22 protein-coding genes are annotated in these 21,751 nt (G+C 39.6%); 4 read left to right on the top strand and 18 right to left on the bottom strand.

Annotated elements, in window-relative coordinates; genetic code table 11:
- Positions 1–136: 136 nt before the first annotated feature.
- Together ACSFVZ_RS09150 and ACSFVZ_RS09145 are read left to right on the top strand one after the other, a co-directional pair.
- Complete coding sequence (locus tag ACSFVZ_RS09150) at positions 137–1,342, top strand: EAL domain-containing response regulator (RefSeq protein ID WP_199526961.1); 1,206 nt, start codon at positions 137–139, stop codon at positions 1,340–1,342.
- Between the two features lie 26 nt (positions 1,343–1,368).
- Positions 1,369–2,592 (top strand): response regulator, encoded by a 1,224-nt coding sequence (locus ACSFVZ_RS09145; RefSeq protein WP_435558663.1) that lies wholly within the window; start codon positions 1,369–1,371, stop codon positions 2,590–2,592.
- Positions 2,593–2,641: 49 nt separating this feature from the next.
- On the opposite strand, the gene hutU is transcribed toward ACSFVZ_RS09145, so the two are convergent.
- Entirely contained in the window at positions 2,642–4,642 is a 2,001-nt protein-coding gene (gene hutU, locus ACSFVZ_RS09140; protein ID WP_435558662.1) for a urocanate hydratase, read from the bottom strand.
- On the bottom strand, positions 4,642–6,147 hold the full coding sequence (gene hutH / locus ACSFVZ_RS09135; protein ID WP_199527693.1) for a histidine ammonia-lyase: 1,506 nt from the start codon (positions 6,145–6,147) through the stop codon (positions 4,642–4,644). The genes hutU and hutH overlap by 1 nt, the downstream gene beginning before the upstream one ends.
- Before the next feature lie 119 nt (positions 6,148–6,266).
- Between hutH and ACSFVZ_RS09130 the strand changes: the two genes are divergently transcribed.
- Entirely contained in the window at positions 6,267–7,163 is an 897-nt protein-coding gene (locus tag ACSFVZ_RS09130) for a LysR family transcriptional regulator (protein WP_435558661.1), read from the top strand.
- Position 7,164: 1 nt separating this feature from the next.
- Here ACSFVZ_RS09130 and ACSFVZ_RS09125 read toward each other — a convergent pair whose 3' ends face one another.
- The 7 genes from ACSFVZ_RS09125 to ACSFVZ_RS09095 form a co-directional block, all read right to left on the bottom strand.
- Positions 7,165–7,557, bottom strand: coding sequence for a DoxX-like family protein (locus tag ACSFVZ_RS09125; RefSeq protein ID WP_235384009.1), 393 nt, complete (start codon positions 7,555–7,557; stop codon positions 7,165–7,167).
- Between the two features lie 55 nt (positions 7,558–7,612).
- Positions 7,613–8,026 (bottom strand): DUF805 domain-containing protein, encoded by a 414-nt coding sequence (locus ACSFVZ_RS09120; RefSeq protein ID WP_199527695.1) that lies wholly within the window; start codon positions 8,024–8,026, stop codon positions 7,613–7,615.
- Between the two features lie 213 nt (positions 8,027–8,239).
- Positions 8,240–8,767: a DUF4240 domain-containing protein gene (locus ACSFVZ_RS09115; RefSeq protein ID WP_235384008.1), complete on the bottom strand. Its 528-nt coding sequence runs from the start codon at positions 8,765–8,767 to the stop codon at positions 8,240–8,242.
- Complete coding sequence (locus ACSFVZ_RS09110; protein ID WP_036971837.1) at positions 8,764–8,958, bottom strand: YwbE family protein; 195 nt, start codon at positions 8,956–8,958, stop codon at positions 8,764–8,766. The genes ACSFVZ_RS09115 and ACSFVZ_RS09110 overlap by 4 nt, the downstream gene beginning before the upstream one ends.
- A gap of 59 nt (positions 8,959–9,017) precedes the next feature.
- Positions 9,018–9,458 carry a hypothetical protein gene (locus ACSFVZ_RS09105; protein WP_135926473.1) on the bottom strand — a complete coding sequence of 147 codons (441 nt, stop codon included), beginning with the start codon at positions 9,456–9,458 and terminating at the stop codon, positions 9,018–9,020.
- A 2-nt stretch (positions 9,459–9,460) separates the two neighbouring features.
- Positions 9,461–9,733, bottom strand: a complete 273-nt coding sequence (locus tag ACSFVZ_RS09100; protein ID WP_135926472.1) for a hypothetical protein — start codon at positions 9,731–9,733, stop codon at positions 9,461–9,463.
- Entirely contained in the window at positions 9,726–9,932 is a 207-nt protein-coding gene (locus ACSFVZ_RS09095; protein ID WP_135926471.1) for a hypothetical protein, read from the bottom strand. The genes ACSFVZ_RS09100 and ACSFVZ_RS09095 overlap by 8 nt, the downstream gene beginning before the upstream one ends.
- 88 nt (positions 9,933–10,020) lie before the next feature.
- Here ACSFVZ_RS09095 and ACSFVZ_RS09090 point away from each other — a divergent pair, with 88 nt between their 5' ends.
- Positions 10,021–10,827, top strand: coding sequence for an ion transporter (locus ACSFVZ_RS09090; protein WP_171040467.1), 807 nt, complete (start codon positions 10,021–10,023; stop codon positions 10,825–10,827).
- 73 nt (positions 10,828–10,900) lie between these two features.
- On the opposite strand, the gene ACSFVZ_RS09085 is transcribed toward ACSFVZ_RS09090, so the two are convergent.
- The 9 genes from ACSFVZ_RS09085 to ACSFVZ_RS09045 all read right to left on the bottom strand — a co-directional run bounded on the left by ACSFVZ_RS09085 (position 10,901) and on the right by ACSFVZ_RS09045 (position 21,734).
- Positions 10,901–11,281: a VOC family protein gene (locus ACSFVZ_RS09085; RefSeq protein ID WP_199527702.1), complete on the bottom strand. Its 381-nt coding sequence runs from the start codon at positions 11,279–11,281 to the stop codon at positions 10,901–10,903.
- A 152-nt stretch (positions 11,282–11,433) separates the two neighbouring features.
- A complete protein-coding gene (locus ACSFVZ_RS09080) occupies positions 11,434–11,637 on the bottom strand; it encodes a hypothetical protein (protein WP_199527703.1) in 204 nt (67 codons plus the stop codon).
- Between the two features lie 14 nt (positions 11,638–11,651).
- Complete coding sequence (locus ACSFVZ_RS09075) at positions 11,652–12,086, bottom strand: GNAT family N-acetyltransferase (RefSeq protein ID WP_435558660.1); 435 nt, start codon at positions 12,084–12,086, stop codon at positions 11,652–11,654.
- A complete protein-coding gene (locus ACSFVZ_RS09070; protein ID WP_435558659.1) occupies positions 12,083–13,621 on the bottom strand; it encodes an EAL domain-containing protein in 1,539 nt (512 codons plus the stop codon). Before ACSFVZ_RS09070 ends, ACSFVZ_RS09075 begins: the two co-directional genes overlap by 4 nt.
- Positions 13,622–13,751: 130 nt before the next feature.
- On the bottom strand, positions 13,752–15,710 hold the full coding sequence (locus ACSFVZ_RS09065) for a methyl-accepting chemotaxis protein (protein WP_138558685.1): 1,959 nt from the start codon (positions 15,708–15,710) through the stop codon (positions 13,752–13,754).
- 349 nt (positions 15,711–16,059) lie between these two features.
- Positions 16,060–16,683 (bottom strand): FMN-binding negative transcriptional regulator, encoded by a 624-nt coding sequence (locus ACSFVZ_RS09060; RefSeq protein ID WP_138558686.1) that lies wholly within the window; start codon positions 16,681–16,683, stop codon positions 16,060–16,062.
- A gap of 61 nt (positions 16,684–16,744) precedes the next feature.
- Positions 16,745–17,887: an aspartate-semialdehyde dehydrogenase gene (asd, locus tag ACSFVZ_RS09055; RefSeq protein ID WP_138558687.1), complete on the bottom strand. Its 1,143-nt coding sequence runs from the start codon at positions 17,885–17,887 to the stop codon at positions 16,745–16,747.
- 122 nt (positions 17,888–18,009) lie between these two features.
- Entirely contained in the window at positions 18,010–18,906 is an 897-nt protein-coding gene (gene yegS, locus ACSFVZ_RS09050) for a lipid kinase YegS (protein WP_138558688.1), read from the bottom strand.
- A gap of 137 nt (positions 18,907–19,043) precedes the next feature.
- Complete coding sequence (locus ACSFVZ_RS09045) at positions 19,044–21,734, bottom strand: TonB-dependent receptor plug domain-containing protein (RefSeq protein ID WP_435558657.1); 2,691 nt, start codon at positions 21,732–21,734, stop codon at positions 19,044–19,046.
- Positions 21,735–21,751: the final 17 nt, after the last annotated feature.

Below are 21,751 nucleotides of genomic sequence, written 5' to 3'. Positions count from 1 at the left end.
TTTACACCCAAATTTGTATGCTTATTAGCATAACATTTCTTTCTTAATGGGTGGCCAAATTAACTATGCCACTACAACAAGATGAAATTACATCTATACTAATTAATACTGATCAAGACACCCAAGGGTAGAACGTATGTTGGAGCAACCTCCTTTGATTCTAGCCATCGACGATAGTCAACTTGTATTAACGCAATTAGAGTTTCTAATTTCTAATCAAACACCGTGTAAATTCATTGGTTTTGATTGCGGTTATAAGGCTTTATCAAGCCCCGAGATCCATCAAGCTTCTCTAATCTTATTAGACATGAATATGCCTTCTATTGATGGTGTAGAAATGCTAAGAAAGCTAAGCGAGTTAAACCTTCAGCAACCGTTAGCTCTATTAAGTGGTGAGAACAGCCTTTTTCTTAAAAATGCCGCTTCACTCGCCTCCCTGCACGGCTTGAATATTATATCATGCATTGAAAAACCATTATCAGTTAGTAAGTTGGCAGAGTTATATAAAGCACTATGTCAGTTTAATAAAGCTCCCCCTTCACAAAAGAAAGATATCACTTACCCTAATGAAGAGATAATCAACGCACTTTATAAACACGAATATATCGCTTACTTCCAGCCTAAAGTATGTAGTAGAACTGAGAAGATTATTGGTGTTGAGACGCTTGCAAGATGGAATCACCCACAAAATGGTATTGTTTCACCATTCTACTTTATTGAGACACTAGAAAGTGCAAATCATACAGCTGAGCTCACCAAGCAACTCTTAAAACAAACTGTAGAATTTTGGTCTATCAACAGAACCTTATTATCGAACCTTCAATTTAGTATTAATATTAGTGCCAATGAACTCAGTGATGTTAGTCTTCCTGAAAAACTTGAGCGCATATGCACCGATGCTTCCATGCCCACTTCACAGATCACCCTAGAGCTAACGGAAAGTAATATTATTAACAATATACGTTCTTCGTTAGATGTTCTTTTACGGTTTAAACTAAAAGGCTTTAAATTATCAATTGATGATTTTGGAACAGGCTATTCTTCAATGAAGCAACTTAATGAGCTTCCCTTTGATGAACTCAAAATTGATCGCTGTTTTGTCAACGGAAGTGCCGAAGATCCCAGTAAAAAAGCGATAGTAGTAAGTACCTGTGAAATCGCCCATAAACTCGGTTTAGATATTGTAGCCGAAGGTGTTGAGAAGTTTGAAGATCTTCTATTGATAAAAAACCTTGGTGTTAAGTCAATTCAGGGGTTTTATTACTTTAAGCCATGCACTCAAACTGAGTTTTTACAACTATTTCAGCAAAATAAAGAAGTTACTTACTCAAATTCTTTATAAAACGACTAGTAAATGAGCCACTATCAATGCAAATAAAAGTCGACCACGCGCAAAGAAGACCAAAAGTTATCATTTTATGTGACAAACCTACAGAGTTAGCAGGTGCAGTAGAAGTACTTTCTTCTCAAGTTGATGAATTTAGAACACTAACAAGCCATAAAGATGCTGAAGAGGTTATCGCTACCACAGAGCCAAAGCTCATTATTCTTGCCAGAGAGAGTGTCTCAAGAAGCATTGAAAGTTATAAATTACTTGCTGAGTCAGGATTATTAAATTATCCGCACGAAAATATTCTACTATGCGAAAATAAAGAGTCAGGGATCGCTTTTAAATGTTGTATTAAGGGTATTTTTTCTGATTACTTTGTTTATAAACCTATGTACGAAAATTATCGCTTTAAGATGATTTTACATAACGCACTAAAACGAACTCAAAGCCAAACTGAAGTCAATAAACTCAGAGATGAACACTTTGGTAAAATTGACGACGATTTAAAAAACTTAATTGATGAAGCTGCTAGTTATCGCAGTCAAGCCACTGAGACTTTAAATAATGCCCGTGAAAAGCTGAATAATCATAAGGGTATAAATGTCTTACAAGACCAATTACTACAAGACCTACAAAAAGAGCACCTGTCACCGTTAATCGACTCTTTAGAGTCTCAGCTTGAAAAAGTAGCTGAGGAGCTTAAAAAGCGGTTACAAGAAAGACGCTTTTCTCTTGCTGAACTTGCTGCGTTATTAAATGAAAAAGATAATTCTGACACAGCTGAAACCGTTCAAGAAACAAAAAATAAAACTGCTGAAATGAAAGATAAACCTTCTCCCATTCCATCAGAACAGCATAGTACCCTCTCTGAGACGCCACAAAAAAAGAGCGATATAAAAATTATGGTGGTAGAAGACAACGAATTTTACAGGGAAATGGTATCGAGGATTTTGATTGGAGAGGGATATCAGGTCGTCAGTGTTGAAAGCGGGCTAGATGCAATAAAAAAACTGAAAAAACAGCGCTTTTCACTCGTGTTACTAGATTTATTCATGCCTAATTTAGATGGGTATAACACAACTAAAAACTTACGCAGTATCCCAAATTGCAAAAACCTTCCAATTGTTGCAATTAGTGCCAACAAAAATAAAGAGATCATTCGCAAGTGGGCAACCCTTGGCTTAACTGCCTACATTACCAAACCTTCCACAAAGTCTTCTTTGTTAAAGGCAGTTGATAAAGCATTACTGCAAACAATATAACCAGCCCGTTTTTAATCAAAAACGAGCTGGTTTAGTTTTTTATGCAAAATTAGAAATCTAAGTTTGCTAAAATTTCATCATCAACGTTATTCGATAAGGTCACTTTAAGTTTAGGTGTACGAGCCATTTCACGTTTAATCGCAAAATTAGCTTCTTCGTTACGCGCCCAACTACGACGAGCAATACCGTTATTTACGTCAAATAATAGCATAGATTTCAAACGGCGCTCGGCAGCTTCACTACCGTCTAGTAGCATACCAAAACCACCGTTGATCACTTCGCCCCAACCTACACCGCCACCATTGTGGATAGATACCCAAGTAGCACCACGGAAACCATCACCAATTACGTTATGAATAGCCATGTCTGCTGTGAAGCGGCTACCATCATAAATGTTTGATGTTTCACGGAAAGGTGAGTCCGTACCACTTACGTCATGGTGGTCACGCCCAAGTACAACTGGCCCTATCTCGCCACGATTAATGGCATCATTAAAGGCTTTAGCGATTTCAGCGCGGCCTTGTGCGTCAGCATAAAGAATACGAGCTTGCGAGCCAACAACGAGTTTGTTTTGCTTCGCATCTTTGATCCAAGTGATGTTGTCTTGCATTTGCTGTTGGATCTCTTCAGGCGACTCCGCCATGATTTTATTTAAAACATCTGCAGCAATGGCATCTGTTTTATCAAGATCTTCTGGTTTACCTGAGGTACATACCCAGCGGAACGGGCCAAAGCCGTAGTCAAAACACATTGGGCCAAGAATATCTTGTACGTACGATGGGTATTTAAAATCAATACTATTGTCGGCCATTACATCGCCACCAGCGCGTGATGCTTCTAACAAGAACGCATTACCGTAATCAAAGAAGTAAGTACCTTTTGCAGTGTGCTTGTTAACAGCATCAGCGTGGCGTTTAAGTGTCGCTTGTACTTTTTCTTTAAATACTTCTGGCTCTTCACGAATTAAACGATTTGACTCTTCATAGCTGATATCAACCGGGTAGTAACCGCCTGACCATGGGTTATGAAGTGAAGTTTGGTCTGAACCTAAGTGAATGAAAATATCTTCTGCTAAGAAGCTTTCCCATACATCAACCACGTTACCGATAAAGGCAATTGAAACCACTTCTTCATTTTGCTGAGCAGTACGTACACGCTCAACAAGCTCTGGCATGTTATCGATTAGCTCATCAACCCAACCTTGTTGGTGACGCTTAATAGCCGCCTTAGGGTTAACCTCAGCACATACGGTTATACAGTTAGCAATGTTACCCGCTTTAGGCTGCGCACCACTCATACCACCTAAACCAGCAGTTAAGAAGATCTTACCTTTTGGTGACTCGCCTTTTTCAAGCACTTTACGGAATGCATTCATTACCGTAATAGTTGTTCCGTGAACAATACCCTGTGGGCCAATATACATAAATGAACCCGCAGTCATTTGACCGTATTGAGTTACACCCAGTGCATTGAATTTTTCCCAATCATCCGGTTTTGAATAGTTCGGGATCATCATACCATTTGTTACAACCACGCGCGGTGCTTCAACTGATGATGGAAATAACCCCATAGGGTGACCCGAGTACATGTGTAGCGTTTGGTCTTCTTCCATTTCGCTTAAGTACTTCATGGTTAATAAGTACTGCGCCCAGTTTTGGAATACCGCACCGTTACCACCGTAAGTGATAAGCTCTTCTGGGTGCTGTGCTACTGCGGGATCAAGGTTGTTGTCGATCATTAACATGATAGCGGCAGCTTGCTCACATTTAGCCGGATAATCGCTAATAGAACGCGCTTTAAGTTCATAGTTAGGCTTAAAACGATACATGTAAATACGGCCAAATTGCTTAAGCTCAGCTGCAAACTCAGCGGCTAAGTCGGTGTGCCATTCTTTAGGGAAATAACGCAATGCGTTACGAATCGCTAATTGCTTTTCGTCAGCCGATAAAATGTCTTTACGTTTTGGAGCACGGTTTGCATCACTTGGATACGGTTTTGGCTCTGGCAATACGCTTGGGATACCTTGCTTAATTTGTTCTTGAAAAGTCATTATTTGCTCCCTAAATTTACTGTGAACGCTTGCGATTTAACAAGTGCAACCATGGCATCAATGTCTGGTTTAAGTAAGCGGTCTTCTTCTAGTTTGGCAACTTTACTGCGGATTAATGCAAAGTTTTCTTCAATAATGTCTGAACACTTGTTAGGACGTCTAAATTCGATTGCTTGTGCGGCATACATCAACTCAATAGCAAAGATTTTATCTAGGTTACCTAAAATCTGGTTTAACTTACGACCAGAGATACTTCCCATAGATACGTGATCTTCTTGGCCCATTGATGTCGGTACGCTGTCTGCTGATGGCGGGAAACACAATGACTTATTTTCTGTTACCAGTGCTGCGGTTACATATTGCGGGATCATCATGCCTGAGTTTAAGCCACCCGATGTGGTTAATAAGCGTGGTAAGCCGTGTAAACCTTCAAGCAATAAATAACAACGACGATCAGCAATGTTACCAAGCTCAGCCGCAGCTATAGATGCATAATCTAAAGCCATAGCTAATGGTTGACCATGAAAACCACCACCCGAAATCGCTTCTTCCTCACTAATAACAATTGGGTTATCAGTCACTGAGTTCATTTCTATCTCTGCAAGCTCTTTTAAGTGGTAATACGCATTGCGTGACGCACCATGAACTTGAGGAATACAACGCAGTGAATAAGGGTCTTGTACACGATCACAATTGGTATGTGAGGCCATATTCTCAGAATTGGCAAAAAAGCTACGCATACGCGCGGCAACTTCAACGTTACCTTTAAAAGCACGAATAGCGTGTAATTCTTCACGGAACGGTGATTGGCTACCTTGCATACCTTCAATGCTCATAGCGCCTGCAATATCTGCAAGGTCTAATAAGTAGCGCATTTTAGTAAGCGCTGTAATGGCGTGCGATAAAATAAACTGAGTACCGTTGATTAACGCAAGACCTTCTTTAGCATGCAGATCAAGCGGCTCTAAGCCATGCTCTTTTAATACCTCTGCCGCGGGTTTGATTGTGTCGTTTACCCAGAACTCGCCTTCACCTAAAAGAGGTAAAAATAGGTGTGATAATGGTGCTAAGTCACCCGATGCGCCAACTGAGCCTTGCTCTGGTACAACCGGGATAATATCTAGTTCAATAAACTTAAGCATACGCTCAACAACAGTTAAACGAATACCTGAAAAACCTTGGCTTAATGCATGTACTTTGGTGATTAGCATTAACTTTGAAATAGGCTTAGCAATTGGCTCACCCACACCAACAGCATGTGTGATCAATAAGTTCTTTTGTAATAGGTTTGTTTCTTGTGGAGAAATTTGTGTATCACACAGTGGACCAAAGCCCGTATTGATACCATAAATGGCTTTATCTGAGGCAGCCATTTTATCTACGTTTTGGCGGCTTTTATTTATTTTATCAATGGCTTCTTGGCAAAGCTCTGCCTGTAACGTACCGGCTGCAATCGCATTAACGTTATCTATCGTTAATTGGTCAACACCATACTTAAATGTCATTTATAACTCCTAAAAACAGGATTAAGTTTTAATTAGTGGCAGTCTAGCTTGCTCTAGTTGTTTTACAAATGCATAATTATCGTTATTCATTCCAGATTTATCGAACTAAAAGAGCCACTATGCAAGTTCATGATGTAGACCTACGATTATTGCGTGTTTTTGTAGCAATTGTTGAGTGTGGCGGGCTTTCAGCCGCAGAGTCACGTTTGAATATTGGCCGCTCAACGATCAGTGCGCATTTATCAGATTTAGAAGTAAGGCTTGGTATTAAATTATGTAAACGTGGCCGCAGTGGTTTTGAAATTACAGATGCAGGTGCTATTACCTACCAAGCATCAATTGAACTGCTTCAGCAATGCGAAGCCTTTGCTAATACCGTCGCAAGCTCTAAAAACGAGCTATCGGGGCGTTTAAGTATTGCTATGATAGATACCATGGTAAGTGACCCTCGCTGCGCCATTCCCCGCGCAATTGCAAGGTTAAAAGGCAAAGGTAAAAACATTCAGTTTGATATTAACGTCTGTGAAGCCCGTGAGGTAGAAACCGCAGTAGCCAATGGCCGCTCGTTGGTGGGTATTGGTGTTAGCCGTCATCATATTCGCGGATTAGATTACACTGCCCTACATAACGAAACTAACTTTTTGTATTGTGCAAAAGGTCACCCACTGTTTGAGTGTGAAGACAAACAAATCAATGAGCTTATTAAAGAAGCCGAAGTTATTACCAGTAACTACATGCGCGATAAAGAAAGTAGAAACGATGGCTTAAACTACCAAAACAGTGCGGTAGCCTACCATGATGAAGGTATCGCACATTTGATTTTATCGGGTGAGTTTATTGGTTATTTACCCGACCACTATGCTCAGTTCTGGGTTGATAAAGGCATTTTTAAAGCTATTCAACCAAACAAATATCACTACGATATTCCTGTTGTATTAATAACCTCTAAAACAAATGCCAATTCACCACTCGCAAGCGCCATGATCAAAGAAATCAAAGACTGCTATGGTGTTTAATTCACTTATTGCTAGTTTCGCTATTCTTGAGCTCGATTATTAGTACAGTACTAAACGCGATCAGTGCAAGATTTGTAGTCACCGGATTGAATGCTTCTATCAATAGTGCTGGTTGTAAAAAAGCTACAAACAGTATTAAACCTATTAACGATAAAATATTGACTATATTGATTAAAATTGAACGATAGAAAATAAAAAACAACACCGCAAAGACGATTTCACCAACCCCAGCAGCTCGTGTTATGAGCATTGAAATTTCGGCATTAAAACCAAAACTGGCTGTCATCCGTTGTTCAAGTGGAGAGATATGGATAATTTTTGGGAAAAGGCCATGGTAAAGCCAAGTAAAGCTAATAATAAACCGTGAAATTTGCACTGCCGTTAGATTTTTCATAATACCCTATTAAACGTGTTGTGTGTTCTTTAAAAGAACACACAACAAATAAGTATTATACTGTTGGTTTTCCAAAACGGTTCTCACCTGCATCACCTGCTAGGAAACCATTTTCTATAAGTGCCCAGATCCCACCGATTACAGGAACAAAACCAATTAGTACCCACCAGCCTGATTTATTACGGTCATGCCAGCGTTTAATTTGAATAGCTAGCGAACACCATATAAGTGGCACATATAAGATAAGCATAATTATAGAGATAGCTGATTCGCTACCACCCGAAAGCAATGCGGCAATAAACATTAAAACGAATGAAGCAGCAATCATTCCTAGTACTGAAAACCAATAGGTTTTGCGAGGAATGCGGCCGTTAAAAGAAAATAGTATTTCTTTTACACTAAGGCTTGTTGTTTCTGTTGAAGTTGATACTACATTTGATTCTGGGGCTTGATATACGTTTTCTGACACTGTCATTTCCTTTGAATTGTGTTTTAGTAAACTACTATTATTTGTTAGCTCACTGATTTATAACATTAACTAAACTAGTATTAGCAAGAATAAGATAACATAAATTTAGTTAATTTGGGTACTAATAAATTTCTTAGCTCTTTTTTATGTAACCTTTTACCCTAAGTTAGTAGCTTACAGAGCATAAAAAAAGCACCATGAAGGTGCTTTTAATTAACTCGGTTGTTGCCAATATTTGGCATATAAATTTGGATAGGTTTGTTTTAAATACTTGGCTTTATCTTTAAAGCGTTTACCTTTTGGTTGCTCAAGGCCAGATGGAATAAAAGGTAACTCGTCGTCATTACGTTCTTCGTAAAGCATACCGGCAATTAAATCGTATTCATCTAAATACGGGTAAGGCTGTTCGTTTAAATGATAAACCGGCGTACACTCTGCAATTGAGTCTGGGTTTTCAAGCGCCTTTAAAAACGCCTGTTCACCACGTGAAATAAGCCAACATAAAAACTCAGAGAAACCATAATCGTCATTACAACCGGCCATTACATAAGCGGCACCAAATAAGTCCCAGGTATAGGCTTTGCGCATACGTAGGTTAAACTGCTTATCAAATTCCATCAGCTGTTCGTCAGATAAATCAGCCAGCTTTGCTTTTAATGCATTACAAACCGACTCAGGCTCAGCAGTTTTATCTTCGGCGGTCACGAGTTGCCAAAATTCACTTTCGCTTAAAACACTCATGATAAAATCTCTTTCACGCGCCCTACTTGACCATCATCAAGTTGAACTTTAATGCCATGCGGGTGATTCGGTGATTTAGTTAAAATACGTGACACCACGCCTTGAGTTAACTGACCTGTTCGTTGATCTTGTTTTAATACAATGTTGACTTCGCAGCCAATTGAAATTTGTGAACGCGTAGGCACTGCCATTGCAAAATCTCTTTCAATAATTTTTGCCGATTATAGCTATTTGCGGCTGGCTTACCAAATTAAACCTGTTTGATTGGGCTGTTTTTAAGCAGCTCCTTTGGCAATATCTCATTTAAGCGTTTAATGATAGCATCAGCCTTGCCTTTAATTTGAAAGTCGTAACCTTGGCCGTTGCCATCTAATATGACGGCTAAATAGTTATCAGCAACTTTCAGTTGGGTAATACGGCTTAATTCAAGTGTCTCTTCTTTATCACCATAATAAACCTGCTTAACCGTTAGGCTTGTGTCTGTTGTCGTGAGTGTTTTACTAAGGGCTGTTTTGGCTGCGAATTTTTCTGTTGAGCGATAGGCCTGCACCATAAAACCGATTGCAAATATAAACCCGTTATAAGATACAAGAGTATGTGGGCCTGATTGCACACTATAGACACCGAACCCAACACATAGCACAGCCAGTGCTAAATTTAGAGTAACTAACTTTTTTGAAGTTAAATTCATCATTATTCCTTTAAAAATGAAATTGCTTTTGCATTAATAGCTAAATCTACAGCGCTCAATTCTTTGATAATTAGATTGGTAATTAACTGGGTTTGCTCAGCGGTTAACGGCAGTTCTTTACAATAACAACTTACTTTTAGTGATTGCGGTAGCTTTTTTAGATCAGCAGTATGAGTTAACCATGAAAATTCGTGTACCTGATCTTTTGCTAGTTCACACGCTTGTGTTAACGCAACTCGAATTGCTTTGTCTTGACGTTTTTCAGTTTTAGTCATGTTCTGCTTGTTGTTTTTTAAACTCTTCGTAACTGTCCTGCTGGCGCTTTACACACTCGTGATACTCTTTATCAGCCATATAATTGCATTCACTTAAACGTGCCGATTGAATTTCATGATAACGGGCATCTGAGCTACACGCTGATAAACACACAGCAACAGTCGCGATTACGGCCAATTTTAAAGCATTAAAAAACATTTAATTTCCTTTATGTAGTTATACATTGGTGCTGCATTTTCCTGTATATTGCGTGGGTTTAAATATTATTACCAAAGGGTTCTATATGATGTTGTCGCAGTTACAACAGCTGTTTCAGCGTATCGATAAAAGTAAAATTTTTCAATCATTTGTTATTGCTGTTATTGTTATTTCGGCATTAACAGTCGGGGCACACACCTATTCACTTCATCCAACGGCCGAGCTTGCCTTACATTGGATGGACTTAGGCATCACGGTTTTCTTTTTAGTTGAGCTAGTGATCCGCTTTATTGCCAGCCGGGGCTTTAAAGATTTCTTCAGCAAAGGTTGGAACATTTTCGATTTCATAATCGTAGTTGGTAGCCTTTACCCTGCAGCTGGTTCAACAATTTTTATCGCTCGATTACTACGTATTTTCCGCGTGTTGCGACTTGTATCAATGATCCCAGAGCTTAGACTGCTGGTTAACTCACTTTTAAAAGCCATTCCACAAATGGGCTATATCGCCCTACTCATGTTTGTGATCTTCTATATTTATGCCGCTATGGGTAGCATGTTATTTGCTGATATTAACCCGGTATTATGGGGCGATGTATCTATTTCTATGCTCACCCTGTTCAGAATTGCCACGTTTGAAGATTGGACTGATGTTATGTATGAAACTATGGCTGTGTATGAGCTCAGCTGGATTTTCTACCTAACGTTCATCTTCTTAACAGCCTTTGTATTTTTAAACATGATGGTTGGTGCAATTTTAGAAGTTATGTCTGAAGAGCATCGCAACGCCCGCGAAGAGCAAACATCTGATGCCGACATGCCAGCAACCAAAGGGCAAATTGCTCAGCTACAAGCTGAAATGGCCGAACTAAAACAATTACTGAAAGAAAAGCAGTAAAACGTTTAGAGCTTACTTTTTAGATAATAGCTTTTAGATATTAGGCGCTAGGGGCAAGACCTTAGCGCCTTTTTTATCCTCGTTTTTCTACCTTCCATGGTGGATTTAAGCGGTTCTCTCCTGCCCAATACAATTTAATTTTATTCCCTGATGGGTCTTTTAGAATTGCTTCCGTCCATAAATAGCGCTGGGCGGTTGGTGGCTGTTCAAAACTAATGCCTTTTTCAACAAGGCTTGCATAAAGCTCATCGAGCTGCTCATGTTCAAAATAAATGACCGCATCATTACTAAACTCTTCAGTTTCTAATGACAACGAAAATGTGGCATCACCATCTGGGCATTGAAAGCGTGCGTAATGCGGGGTATCCACAATCTGAATCATTCCCAGTGTTAAATAAAAGGCCACCGCTTCGTTCATATCCTTTACAGGCAACGTCACCTGATTGAGATTCATTAGTCACTCCAATGTAATGCTTTATTCGTTGCTTCAGCATATCGCGTTCATTAAATTAAGCAAAAGATAAGTGACGAAAGTAAAGTTAGCGAGTTTCAAGTTTCAAGGAGGAAAGTTAGAAAGCTACAAGGTGAAAGTTTGTAGGAGGCGTTTTAACGCCGAACATCTAAATTCACGGCTGAAGCCGTTCCTACGTGATTCGTCGTGGGCGTGAAACTTGTTTCGCGCGTTTGTAGGTCGTGCTTTAGCGCGTAATTTGAAAAATGTTCAAGGTTTTGTCGCCATAAATGACGACCTACACCAATATCACCTTTCGGCTTGGGAGCCGTTTCAAAGCCTAATATTATATTGCTCACGGCTAAAGCCATTCCTACACAAGTTCCATATGCAATATTGGAAAAGGCTTGCCCATATCATCTAAAGGGGAACGTGAGACAACTTTAAAACCCATGTGCTGATAAAACCCAACTGCAAGTGGGTTTTGCTCATTTACATCCACTTTGTTGGCAGCTAATTGCTCAATTGCATAGTTCAGAAGTGCTTTACCAATCCCCTTACCTCTTGCGGCATCTAAAATGAACAGCATTTCTATTTTGCTATCGTGTACACCAACGAAGCCTAAAATTGTTTTATGTTCACTCTTAATGCACTTTAAAGTTACGTTGGGAAAAGCTTGCTCAATAATAATTGGCTTAAAAAAGGCGATGTCGTCTTCTGTTATAAAATCATGGGTCGCTCGTACTGAGTTTTCCCACACATCAAGTAGCTCTGGATAATCATCAGAGTTCACACTTTCTATTTTCACTGTAATCCTTTTTTATCATCAAGTACTTTATGTAGTTCGGTTAATGATAGAGACTTATAAAAGTACCAACCTTGGACTTGATGATCAGAATTATATTCTTTTATAAAGCTGTATTCTTCAACCGTCTCAACACCTTCAAAAATGACCAGACGATTTAGATTTGAAACCAGAGACATGATGGCTAATACCATATCCTTTTTGAATTCATCTGTGATCGATTGGGTAAGTATTTTATCAATTTTAATGATATCGAAGTTAATCTCTGTCAGCCAAACAAGGTTAGATACCCCGGTTCCAAAATCATCAAGTGCTATGACGAAGCCAAAATCTTTTGCCCTTGTCGCAAAATCAGATAACTCATTTAGAGGCAAACCTATACGCTCCGTTATTTCAATTTTAACTTGCTGAGGTTTTATCTGATACCTATCACAAAGCTTATTCAAGCGGTCTAAATATTCTGGAGTCTGAATTTCATAAGCATTTACATTAATGGCAACTGTGAATTCTGGGTCACGATGCAAAATCGGGGAAAGCTCTATAAATGCACGTTTAACTGAGTCATATGCCAACTTTGAGTACAAACTTAACTGCTCTGCAATACTTAAAAATAGTTCAGGTGATACGTTACCATGAACCGCGTCTTTCCACCTAACCAAGCTCTCAACACCGACAATTTTACAATTTTTTAATTCAATAATTGGTTGATACTCTAAATATAAATCGCCGCTTTGAATGGCCTTACGCAGCCTAAACTCGATTGAATGATTCTTATCTAAAAATGAAATAATAGAGTAAGCAATTAAAAAGCTGACTAACCCGATCAAACAAATAAGTAATGCAGATACGTACAGAGGTAAATAAAGTAATCCAGGACGATTATTCGTTGTTTCAACACAGTATTGAAACTTTTTACTACATATTTCTAATACCTGAGATTTCAAAAAAGTATTGTTTTTTAATTGGTACTGCGACGAGTAATTATGAAAAGTATGCTGCTTATTTTTTGACACAATTTTATAAGAAAACCCCTTATCTAAATGATCAAAACTCTTAAATGGCTGATTGATAGTAAAAGCAATAACGTTATCTTTTTTTGTAATGTCATATTTAGCCGGAACAGGGAAAATACCACCAACTTTAGCAGCAAATTGATAACCAGAAGGTGAATGATAAAAAACCCCTTCAAGTAAAAAAGGAGCGTCTAATAATCCCCAGTTAGCTGAACACAAAACCCTATCATCAAAAATCAATCCTAAATCATGGGTGTATTCATATTTTGAAAGAATTATACGAAGTTCGTTTATTGTCGTTGCATCACACTGACTCGGGGATATAGCAGAAACATCTCGCATCGAAGCCGCTAAATCACTCGATATGCTTTCTGCTTTTAATAATAAAGAATTGGCAAACTGTTTTTGGTAATTTAGTTGTAGATAACTAACAATGAGGTGAAAGGAAAAGATAAAAAAAACCATGATAAAAACTATATAGATAGTTTGTTTATTATTGTTTGTCTTTAATGTTTTTCCTTTCATGCGTAACTTATCTTTTAGTTATATTATTACAAAAACTAAACCTTAATTACCATTAAATCAACAAATTCCAATAAAAAAGGAACAGAAAATCTGTTCCTGATATAGAAAATGCATTTTGACCCAATTTTAACTACACCTTAAACTTACCGACTAGGTCGGTAAGTAGATGAGATAGCTGATTCAACCGCTCGCCATTTTCACGCGCTCCCTGTGCAATATCACTAACATCGTCAGCGGCGTTTTTAATTTCTACAACATTACGATTAATATCTTCAGCTACGTGCTGTTGTTCTTCGGCTGCGGTCGCTATTTGTGTGTTTAAATCACTTATATTAACGATTGAAGCAGTAATTTCGCTAAATTGCTGCTGTGCAGAATGCGCCAACTCAACTGTTTTATTTGTGCGGTTCAAGCTGGTTGTCATTTCTTTAGACACCTGATCAGACATCTTGCGCAACGTATCGAGTTGACTTGCTATTTCTTCTGTTGACTCTGATGTTCTTTGCGATAGCGCTCGGACCTCGTCTGCAACAACAGCAAATCCTCGACCATGGTCACCGGCACGTGCAGCCTCAATAGCAGCATTTAGCGCTAATAAATTAGTTTGTTCAGCAATGCCACGTATAACACTGAGAATCGACATGATATTTTCACTTTCAGCATCGAGTTGGTTTATATCTTGAGTTGCTTTGGTGATCACTTCTGACAAAGATACAACGCTATCAACCGTCTCAGTAATAACACTTTGTCCAAGTTCAGAGGCTTGTTGAGTTTGCGAAGCAAGTTCGGCTGCATTTGCACAACTGGCAGAAACCTCATTTGCTGTTGCCGCCATTTCATTAATAGCTGTTGCCGCCATTTCAAGAGCTTGCTGTTGTTGAGATGTTGAACCCGATAATTGAGAAGCTTGTGACGAGGTGTGTGCAGAAGTCTCACTAACATTCTGTGCGCAGTCATTAATTTGCTTAACCAAGTCCGATATCAAGTTTAAAAATAAATTAAAGCTGTTTGCTAGTTTTGCTGTTTCATCGCGTGTTTTAATAACTAAACGCTTAGTTAAATCACCTCCACCTTGGGATATCTCCGTAAGGCCATCACTTACCTCAACAATAGGTGCAGAAATTAATTTAGAAATATAGCTAGCAACAAGAATGAATACAGCAATCAGAATTGCACTGATGACTAAAATGGTAATAGTCGTTGCGTTTGCTGCACTCATTACTTCAGATTTTTCAACTAGACCGATAAATTTCCAGCCTAGCTTTTGCGAAGTATAAATATTAGCCAAGTAATCTTTGCCATTAATGTCTATTTCAAACTGACCATGATTGTTATTGGCAAGCTGTTTGTATTTACCATTATCAATCTGGCTTAATTGTTTAAACCGATAATCAGCATTTTTAACATCAACCAGCACATTGCCACTATCTTCAATCAGCATTAGATAGCCGGTTTCACCAAGTTTAATGTTAGCAATAATATCTGTAAGGCCCTGCAAAGAGACGTCCATGCCCTGTACGCCAATAAACTCGCCAGCTTGTTTAATGGCTTTTACTGTGGACACTATAACCATGTCATCTGCCGCCCAATAATAGGCATTGGTTCTTACTGTTTTTCCATTTGCTGCTTTACCCGTTTTATACCAAGGCCTAACTCTTGGGTCATAATTTGCTGTCACTTCACCCTCTGGCCATTGAATATAACCACCTTGCTCGTTCCCCATGTAGATGTAAGCAAGGCCTGGATGGGTTTTGCCAAAATGATCAAATAAGTTAAATGCGGTTTTTTCTGTGTTACTGCCATTTGCGTGATCAAGTTTCACTGAATTAGGCGATTGCATATGGGTTTTAACGCCTTGCTCGGCGTCTAAAATAGCGGAATGAGAAGCAAGATAATCGACGTTTTTCTCTATTTCGTCAAAAAACATACTAATGCCGTTATCGACTTGTCTCGCCTCTCGTTCGCTTAGTTCAGCGAAATTATCTAATGCCTGCTGTCTTAATTGAGTAATGACTAAAACGGCAATAATTATAAGAGGAAGCGCAATGGCCGATGCAAAAGATAACTTTAATTTTTTAGAAATGTTCATGGAGAGTTCTCAGCTAGGTACTTACGAAAATATAGTTAATCACTTAACTTTCAGCAAGCTATTTAACTTATATTCAATACAACTAAACCACCATTGATAGATTAATAAAATAAGCAATAAGAATTGATATGTACCTACACTTTATATTGACACAAACTTGTAATGTACTAACTTTAAATATTGTGATTAACACGATTTTAACAACAATGGACTTAGCGGTTTCCAACCAATTGGCAGCATTTGCAGGAAGCAAAATTGCTGCCTATTCTTCTCTTGATTTAATAAACAGCAGTGCAGTATAGATAGTATTAAAACAACTTAGCGTAGTAAGTCTTACTGAATCGATAAATCAGCTAGCGTCTAAATTGCCTATCCCTACCCCATATTTAAGCATATAGCTAAGTAAAGCCTGAGCATCTGGGTGTTTATCTGCTTTTAACCCTGTTACAACACCTTGTTGATCTTCATCCGATTTATGCTGGCCTAACTTCTCTTTTGCCTGAATTGAGTCAAGTTCAATTTTAATACCCACTATGCCACGTAGTAACTTTGCTTGGTAATCGGCTGGCAACAAACTAGTGTCGTTTAAAATACTCGGCTCGTATTGGCTAATTAGCTCATCGAGGCATGCTAAGGTGTTGTCATCATCGAGGTACTCTACTTTCCCAATGGCATGAACCGCAGCGTAGTTCCAAGTCGATACAGCAGGTTTTTCTGCATACCAAGTGGGTGAAATATAACTATGCGGGCCATTAAAAACCACTAATACACGCGTATCTTGCAAGCTTTTGCCATGACGATTCGCTCGTGACACATGACCATATAAAGTGCCCAACTCGCCTTCATCAGGTTTATAAACTAAAGGCAAATGTGTTGCCTCAAATTCACTATCAACCATCAATGCAAAGCTGTAGTTTTTGATAAACTGCGACACTCGCTCTGGTGTCATTTTCCATTTATTGGGGGTGTGCATTACTTTCCTTTAGTGCTAAAAAAGGCCAGCAAACTGCTAGCCTTAATATTGAAATGTGTAATTAATGTTGGCCATCAACAATAATGCGTAACATGCGACGAAGTGGCTCTGCTGCACCCCATAACAATTGGTCACCAACCGTAAACGCACTGATATATTCAGGGCCCATCGCTAATTTACGAATACGACCTACCGGAATAGACAAGGTGCCGGTTACTTTTACAGGTGTTAAATCAGTTGAAGTAATGCCACGATCATTCGGGATCACTTTCACCCACTCGTTGTGAGAGGCAAGGATCTCTTCAATTTTCTCAACACTAATATCTTTGCGTAGCTTAATTGTCATTGCTTGCGAATGACAACGCATTGCACCAATGCGCACACATAAACCATCAACAGGGATAGGCTGCTGGCTGCTACCTAAAATTTTGTTCGCTTCTACCTGCGCTTTCCATTCTTCTTTACTCTGACCGCTTGGCATTGGTACATCAATCCAAGGGATAAGGCTACCAGCTAAAGGCACACCAAACTGATCTTGTGGTAAATCGCTTGAGGCAATTTTTTCGGTAACTAATTTATCAATTTCAAGAATCGCAGCATTAGGATCAGCAAGTTTGTCTGCCACTGTTTCGTGAATTGCACCCATTTGCGCAATTAACTCTTTCATGTTGCGTGCACCAGCACCTGAAGCGGCTTGATATGTCATTGGGCTAACCCACTCAATCAAGTCTTGTTCAAATAAACCGCCTAGCGCTAGCAGCATTAATGATACAGTACAGTTACCACCCACATAGGTTTTAACACCTTGCTCTAAGCCTTGATCAATCACGTCTTTATTGACTGGATCAAGAACAATAATGCTATCGTCACTCATACGCAGTGCCGATGCTGCGTCAATCCAATAACCTTGCCAACCTGATTCGCGTAATTGCGGGTAAACGGCTTTGGTATAGTCACCGCCTTGGCAAGTGACAATAATGTCCATCTTCGCAAGCTCAGCGATATCATTAGCATCTAAAAGCGGTTTAGCAGGACCCGCAAGATCAGGACCTAATTGACCGGTTTGTGAGGTGGTGAAAAAAGTGGTGTCGATTTTAGAAAAATCATTTTCTTGTTGCATACGTTCTAATAACACAGAGCCAACCATGCCCCGCCATCCGACTAATCCTACTTTTTTCATTGTTTGTTCCACTGTTTGATTCATTCCAATTACCTAAACTGTTAAAAATTAAAGTCCATTGCGTGAGAGTTTAATTTTTACAGGGATAATCTAGCATTGCGGCCAAAGCAAAACCAGCGCAAACCGAGTAACATCAAAATTTTTCATCATCGTATTAGCGGACAAGCATCTGGTAGCACCATGTTTAGCGCACCAGCATGCACTTCAAAACGTTGTTGTTTTGAAGTGATTGGCTCGCCATCTAAGTTTATTGGCATTTCTGTTTGTGTTTGCCATTCAAGCCATGGCACTTGAAAACGTTTTACCCACTGTTGTGATGAATTAGGATAATTGCTGAGCTCTTCTATAACCGCTGGTACATCTGAAATTGCAAATGATGTAAACGCAACTAAATCAACCAAGCCATCGTTTATGTATGCATGTGGTGAAAGTTGCTGACCACCACCTGCTTGGCGGCCGTTACACACGGCTGCAGCAATAATATCGCCCGAAGTTCGCTCACCATCAGGGAGGGTAAGCTCGCCACTGTAAGGTACAAAGCTCAGCGCTTGAACAAGCCCTGCCAAGGTATATGCGCCACCACCGAGTAAGTTTTTCAGTGCAGGTGGTGTGGTTGCGGTAATTTTTGCCCCAAAGCCCGCACTGGCTACGTTTACAAAATAACGCTTATCAACCTCAACTGTATCAATTGCATACGGCTGACCCTGTGCGGCAAGTTCAAGTGCTGGCAAGTACCCGTCAGGAATCTTAGCGGCTGTGGCAAAATCATTTGCCGTGCCCATAGGTAAAATAGCAAGCTCTAAACGCTGTGATTTTTCCATTTTCATTAATGCATTAACGGCTTCATTAACAGTGCCATCGCCACCAGCCACAACAACACGTTTCACGCCTTCGTCAGCGGCCTCATTAATAAAGCGCTCAATGTCACCCCCTTCATAGGTAACACGCACAGCAAGAGACTGACTGGCTCGAAATTGACTAATTGCTTCACGAAGCTGCTCATCAGCCGCTTTTTTGCCATTTAAAATTAATCGTAAGTCCATTTTTAATCCCTGTTTAACACTTAGAACTACCATAACACGCAATGGTTTATAGACACTACAGAAACAAAAAAGCCCTGCTAGTGCAGGGCTGAATCAACGTTAGGATTTATTATTGTATCCTTCCTTGGGGAGTTTAATTAAAACTCGTAGCTGAAGCCTAAGCTAAACTTAGTGCCTTCTTCTTTCTTCCAAAGCGATAAACCTTCTTGTTCAATTTCTTTATCTTGACCAAGGATGTTTTCAATTTTGAACTTAACTTTTGTGTTGAAGTTCGGGAAGTAAGAGTAAACTAGATCAAGCGAATGGAATGGCTTCTCTTCTGCATCTTCATTACCGCGAGTACCCGGTACAATAATACGCGGACCAAACACGTTATATACAAGCGATGTCGAGTGGAAACCATCAGCAGAGTCATAACCCATCTGTAAGTTTGCTACCCACTCAGAGTGACCTACTAAACGGCGCTCATCATTAGTGACAATGTTAGACACGGTATCGGCATCAAGTGCATCTTTTAATTGCTGCTCAAACAACGAATCAACGCCGTCAGAATCATCAATACCTAGTTTCACACTTGAGTCAGATAGCGTAACGTTACCCGACAAGAACACACTCGACCAATCGGCACTGATAAAACTAAAATCAGTCAAGAAATCAACTTCAATACCTGTTAACTCACCCGATTCAGCGTTTGCAGTTAATAGCTGTGGCGCAGCACCACCTACACCTGCAAGCTCTACCATTTCGATAGGGTTTGTAATGTCTTTGTAGAACAATGCAACTGATAAGTTATTGCCCGATGCCATATACCATTCAAAACGGAAATCAGCATTTTTAAGTTTTGAGCTTTGTAATGTCGGTGAACCACGAACTAGAAATTCAGTTAACGGATCAACGAAGAACGTTGAGCTTACATCACGCATATCTGGACGAATGGTTGTTTCGCTTAAATTTAAACGAAATTGCATTTCTTCATCCATAATATAAGTCACAGCTAAAGATGGATAGAAATCATCTTCTTTAATTGCTACTTCAGCTAGCTCTTCTGTTGTCGCATCAAATAAATTACTGTGAGCCTTAAATGGAACCGATACTTGAGCAAAATCTTCCCAACGTACACCACCGGTAATACGCCAAGTGTTGTCTAGGAAATAATCAGCCATAAAGTAATATGCATCTAACTTATGGGCTGCACTGTATTTATCGCCGTCTGTTGTTCTGTCATCAAAAATGCCAGAACCGGTTGAACTTGCGTAAAAAGCATCATTGTTGATGTTATCGTAAGCAAAAATTTCATCTAAACGTGAGCCATAGGTAAAATCATCAGCAATACCACGGTGTGTAATACCAAATGTCGTATTATTTGCAGTACGTGTTTTCTCTGAGAAATCGCCACCCACTTTTAGTTCAAGCTCATAGCCTTCACCATAAAATGGCATGCCCATGTTCCAACCCCAAGTATCAACTTCATCATGAAGAACTTGGAATTCACGGGTTACGTTAGTAGCAGAAACATCTTGTAATTGCTCAGAAACAAACGAACCATCGTCGTAGTTACGTTGGAAAACAGCATCTACACCACCTGGTGCATCACGATTTGCACGACTTGTGCCGGCATACCAATCAACAAACAAGTTGTTAAAGTCGATAAAGTTGTGTGTGCCTTTTAATTGGCTAGAGAACATTTCACGCTCTTCGTACACAACATCAACGCGACGAAGGTCACGAACACCTTCTTCAGTTTCGTTGGCATCATAGAAATTACGATTACGAACACGGTCACGCATGTCATGCAGTGCAATGTTTGTCATCTCAATTTTATGGTTTGAATTAAACTCATAACCAATATTGAATGTACCACTCCAACGCACATTTTGTTCTGTTGATGTGCCATCGTAATACTGAGCAAAACACTTGTCTTCACAACCTAAGCTGCCAAGGTTAGTACCACTTTTTTCTTGTGCTACTTCCCACTCATTTTCGTAAGAAACAGCGGCAAGTACACCAAACGTACCCATTTCACTTTCAAAGCGGTCGCCTAGCGACACTGAAAAGCTCATTTCAGGATCAACGTCTTTTTCAGTTGCTGAAATGTTCCAATCAAGAGCCGACATCAATGCTTGGCGCTCAGCCAATGTTGTATTGATATCACCTTCAAGGCCAGTGCCATAAAAGGCATTAATTATTTCAGTAGGTAACGCACGAGTACCATCATCACGGCCCATCCAGTCATCATCGCCACCTTCATAAAAGTAGCCTGTATCACTGTTATTGGTGTTGTAAGAAGTACCAATGTCGACTTTAAACAAAAAATCAGTCGGGATTGACTTTGTTCTAATATTTACGTTACCACCACCAAAATGCGCAGGCATATCGGGTGAAAACGATTTTTGAACGCTTAAACTTTCAATAATATCCGATGGAAATAAGTCAAGCGGTACAACTGAGCGAGTTGGATCTGGACTTGGCACATACATACTATTGAGCTGAGTACTCGAATATCGCTCACCTAAACCACGAACATAAATGAACTTGCCATCAACCAGTGTCAAACCTGTTACACGACGAAGTGCTGATGCAGCATCGCCATCACCAGTACGAGAGATTTGCTCTGCACCCATGATATCGGCAACGAAAGCTTGATTTTGACGCTCTTGAAGAACCGCGCCAGCACTCCCTTTTAAACGCTGTCCTACAGCAACCACTTCTTCAATTTCTTGTGCTTCATCCGCTGCATAGGCAGTATTCACTGATAATCCAACTAATGCTGCAAGCACTGCATGGTTTATCTTTGAACGCACAAGTTTAGAGGGGGTAAAAGATTTCATTATTATACTCCGAAAAC

Source organism: Pseudoalteromonas nanhaiensis (assembly GCF_051235485.1).
Classification (GTDB): domain Bacteria; phylum Pseudomonadota; class Gammaproteobacteria; order Enterobacterales; family Alteromonadaceae; genus Pseudoalteromonas; species Pseudoalteromonas lipolytica_C.
This window is presented reverse-complemented; position numbering and strand designations above follow the sequence as displayed.

Excerpts from the sequence above, each read along its gene's own strand:
- ACSFVZ_RS09150 (WP_199526961.1), top strand. The coding sequence starts at position 137 with ATGTTGGAGCAACCTCCTTTGATTCTAGCCATCGACGATAGTCAACTT.
- ACSFVZ_RS09145 (WP_435558663.1), top strand. The coding sequence starts at position 1,369 with ATGCAAATAAAAGTCGACCACGCGCAAAGAAGACCAAAAGTTATCATT.
- hutU (WP_435558662.1), bottom strand. The coding sequence starts at position 4,642 with ATGACTTTTCAAGAACAAATTAAGCAAGGTATCCCAAGCGTATTGCCA.
- hutH (WP_199527693.1), bottom strand. The coding sequence starts at position 6,147 with ATGACATTTAAGTATGGTGTTGACCAATTAACGATAGATAACGTTAAT.
- ACSFVZ_RS09130 (WP_435558661.1), top strand. The coding sequence starts at position 6,267 with ATGCAAGTTCATGATGTAGACCTACGATTATTGCGTGTTTTTGTAGCA.
- ACSFVZ_RS09125 (WP_235384009.1), bottom strand. The coding sequence starts at position 7,557 with ATGAAAAATCTAACGGCAGTGCAAATTTCACGGTTTATTATTAGCTTT.
- ACSFVZ_RS09115 (WP_235384008.1), bottom strand. The coding sequence starts at position 8,767 with ATGAGTGTTTTAAGCGAAAGTGAATTTTGGCAACTCGTGACCGCCGAA.
- ACSFVZ_RS09110 (WP_036971837.1), bottom strand. The coding sequence starts at position 8,958 with ATGGCAGTGCCTACGCGTTCACAAATTTCAATTGGCTGCGAAGTCAAC.
- ACSFVZ_RS09105 (WP_135926473.1), bottom strand. The coding sequence starts at position 9,458 with ATGAATTTAACTTCAAAAAAGTTAGTTACTCTAAATTTAGCACTGGCT.
- ACSFVZ_RS09100 (WP_135926472.1), bottom strand. The coding sequence starts at position 9,733 with ATGACTAAAACTGAAAAACGTCAAGACAAAGCAATTCGAGTTGCGTTA.
- ACSFVZ_RS09095 (WP_135926471.1), bottom strand. The coding sequence starts at position 9,932 with ATGTTTTTTAATGCTTTAAAATTGGCCGTAATCGCGACTGTTGCTGTG.
- ACSFVZ_RS09090 (WP_171040467.1), top strand. The coding sequence starts at position 10,021 with ATGTTGTCGCAGTTACAACAGCTGTTTCAGCGTATCGATAAAAGTAAA.
- ACSFVZ_RS09085 (WP_199527702.1), bottom strand. The coding sequence starts at position 11,281 with ATGAATCTCAATCAGGTGACGTTGCCTGTAAAGGATATGAACGAAGCG.
- ACSFVZ_RS09070 (WP_435558659.1), bottom strand. The coding sequence starts at position 13,621 with ATGAAAGGAAAAACATTAAAGACAAACAATAATAAACAAACTATCTAT.
- ACSFVZ_RS09065 (WP_138558685.1), bottom strand. The coding sequence starts at position 15,710 with ATGAACATTTCTAAAAAATTAAAGTTATCTTTTGCATCGGCCATTGCG.
- ACSFVZ_RS09060 (WP_138558686.1), bottom strand. The coding sequence starts at position 16,683 with ATGCACACCCCCAATAAATGGAAAATGACACCAGAGCGAGTGTCGCAG.
- asd (WP_138558687.1), bottom strand. The coding sequence starts at position 17,887 with ATGAATCAAACAGTGGAACAAACAATGAAAAAAGTAGGATTAGTCGGA.
- yegS (WP_138558688.1), bottom strand. The coding sequence starts at position 18,906 with ATGGACTTACGATTAATTTTAAATGGCAAAAAAGCGGCTGATGAGCAG.
- ACSFVZ_RS09045 (WP_435558657.1), bottom strand. The coding sequence starts at position 21,734 with ATGAAATCTTTTACCCCCTCTAAACTTGTGCGTTCAAAGATAAACCAT.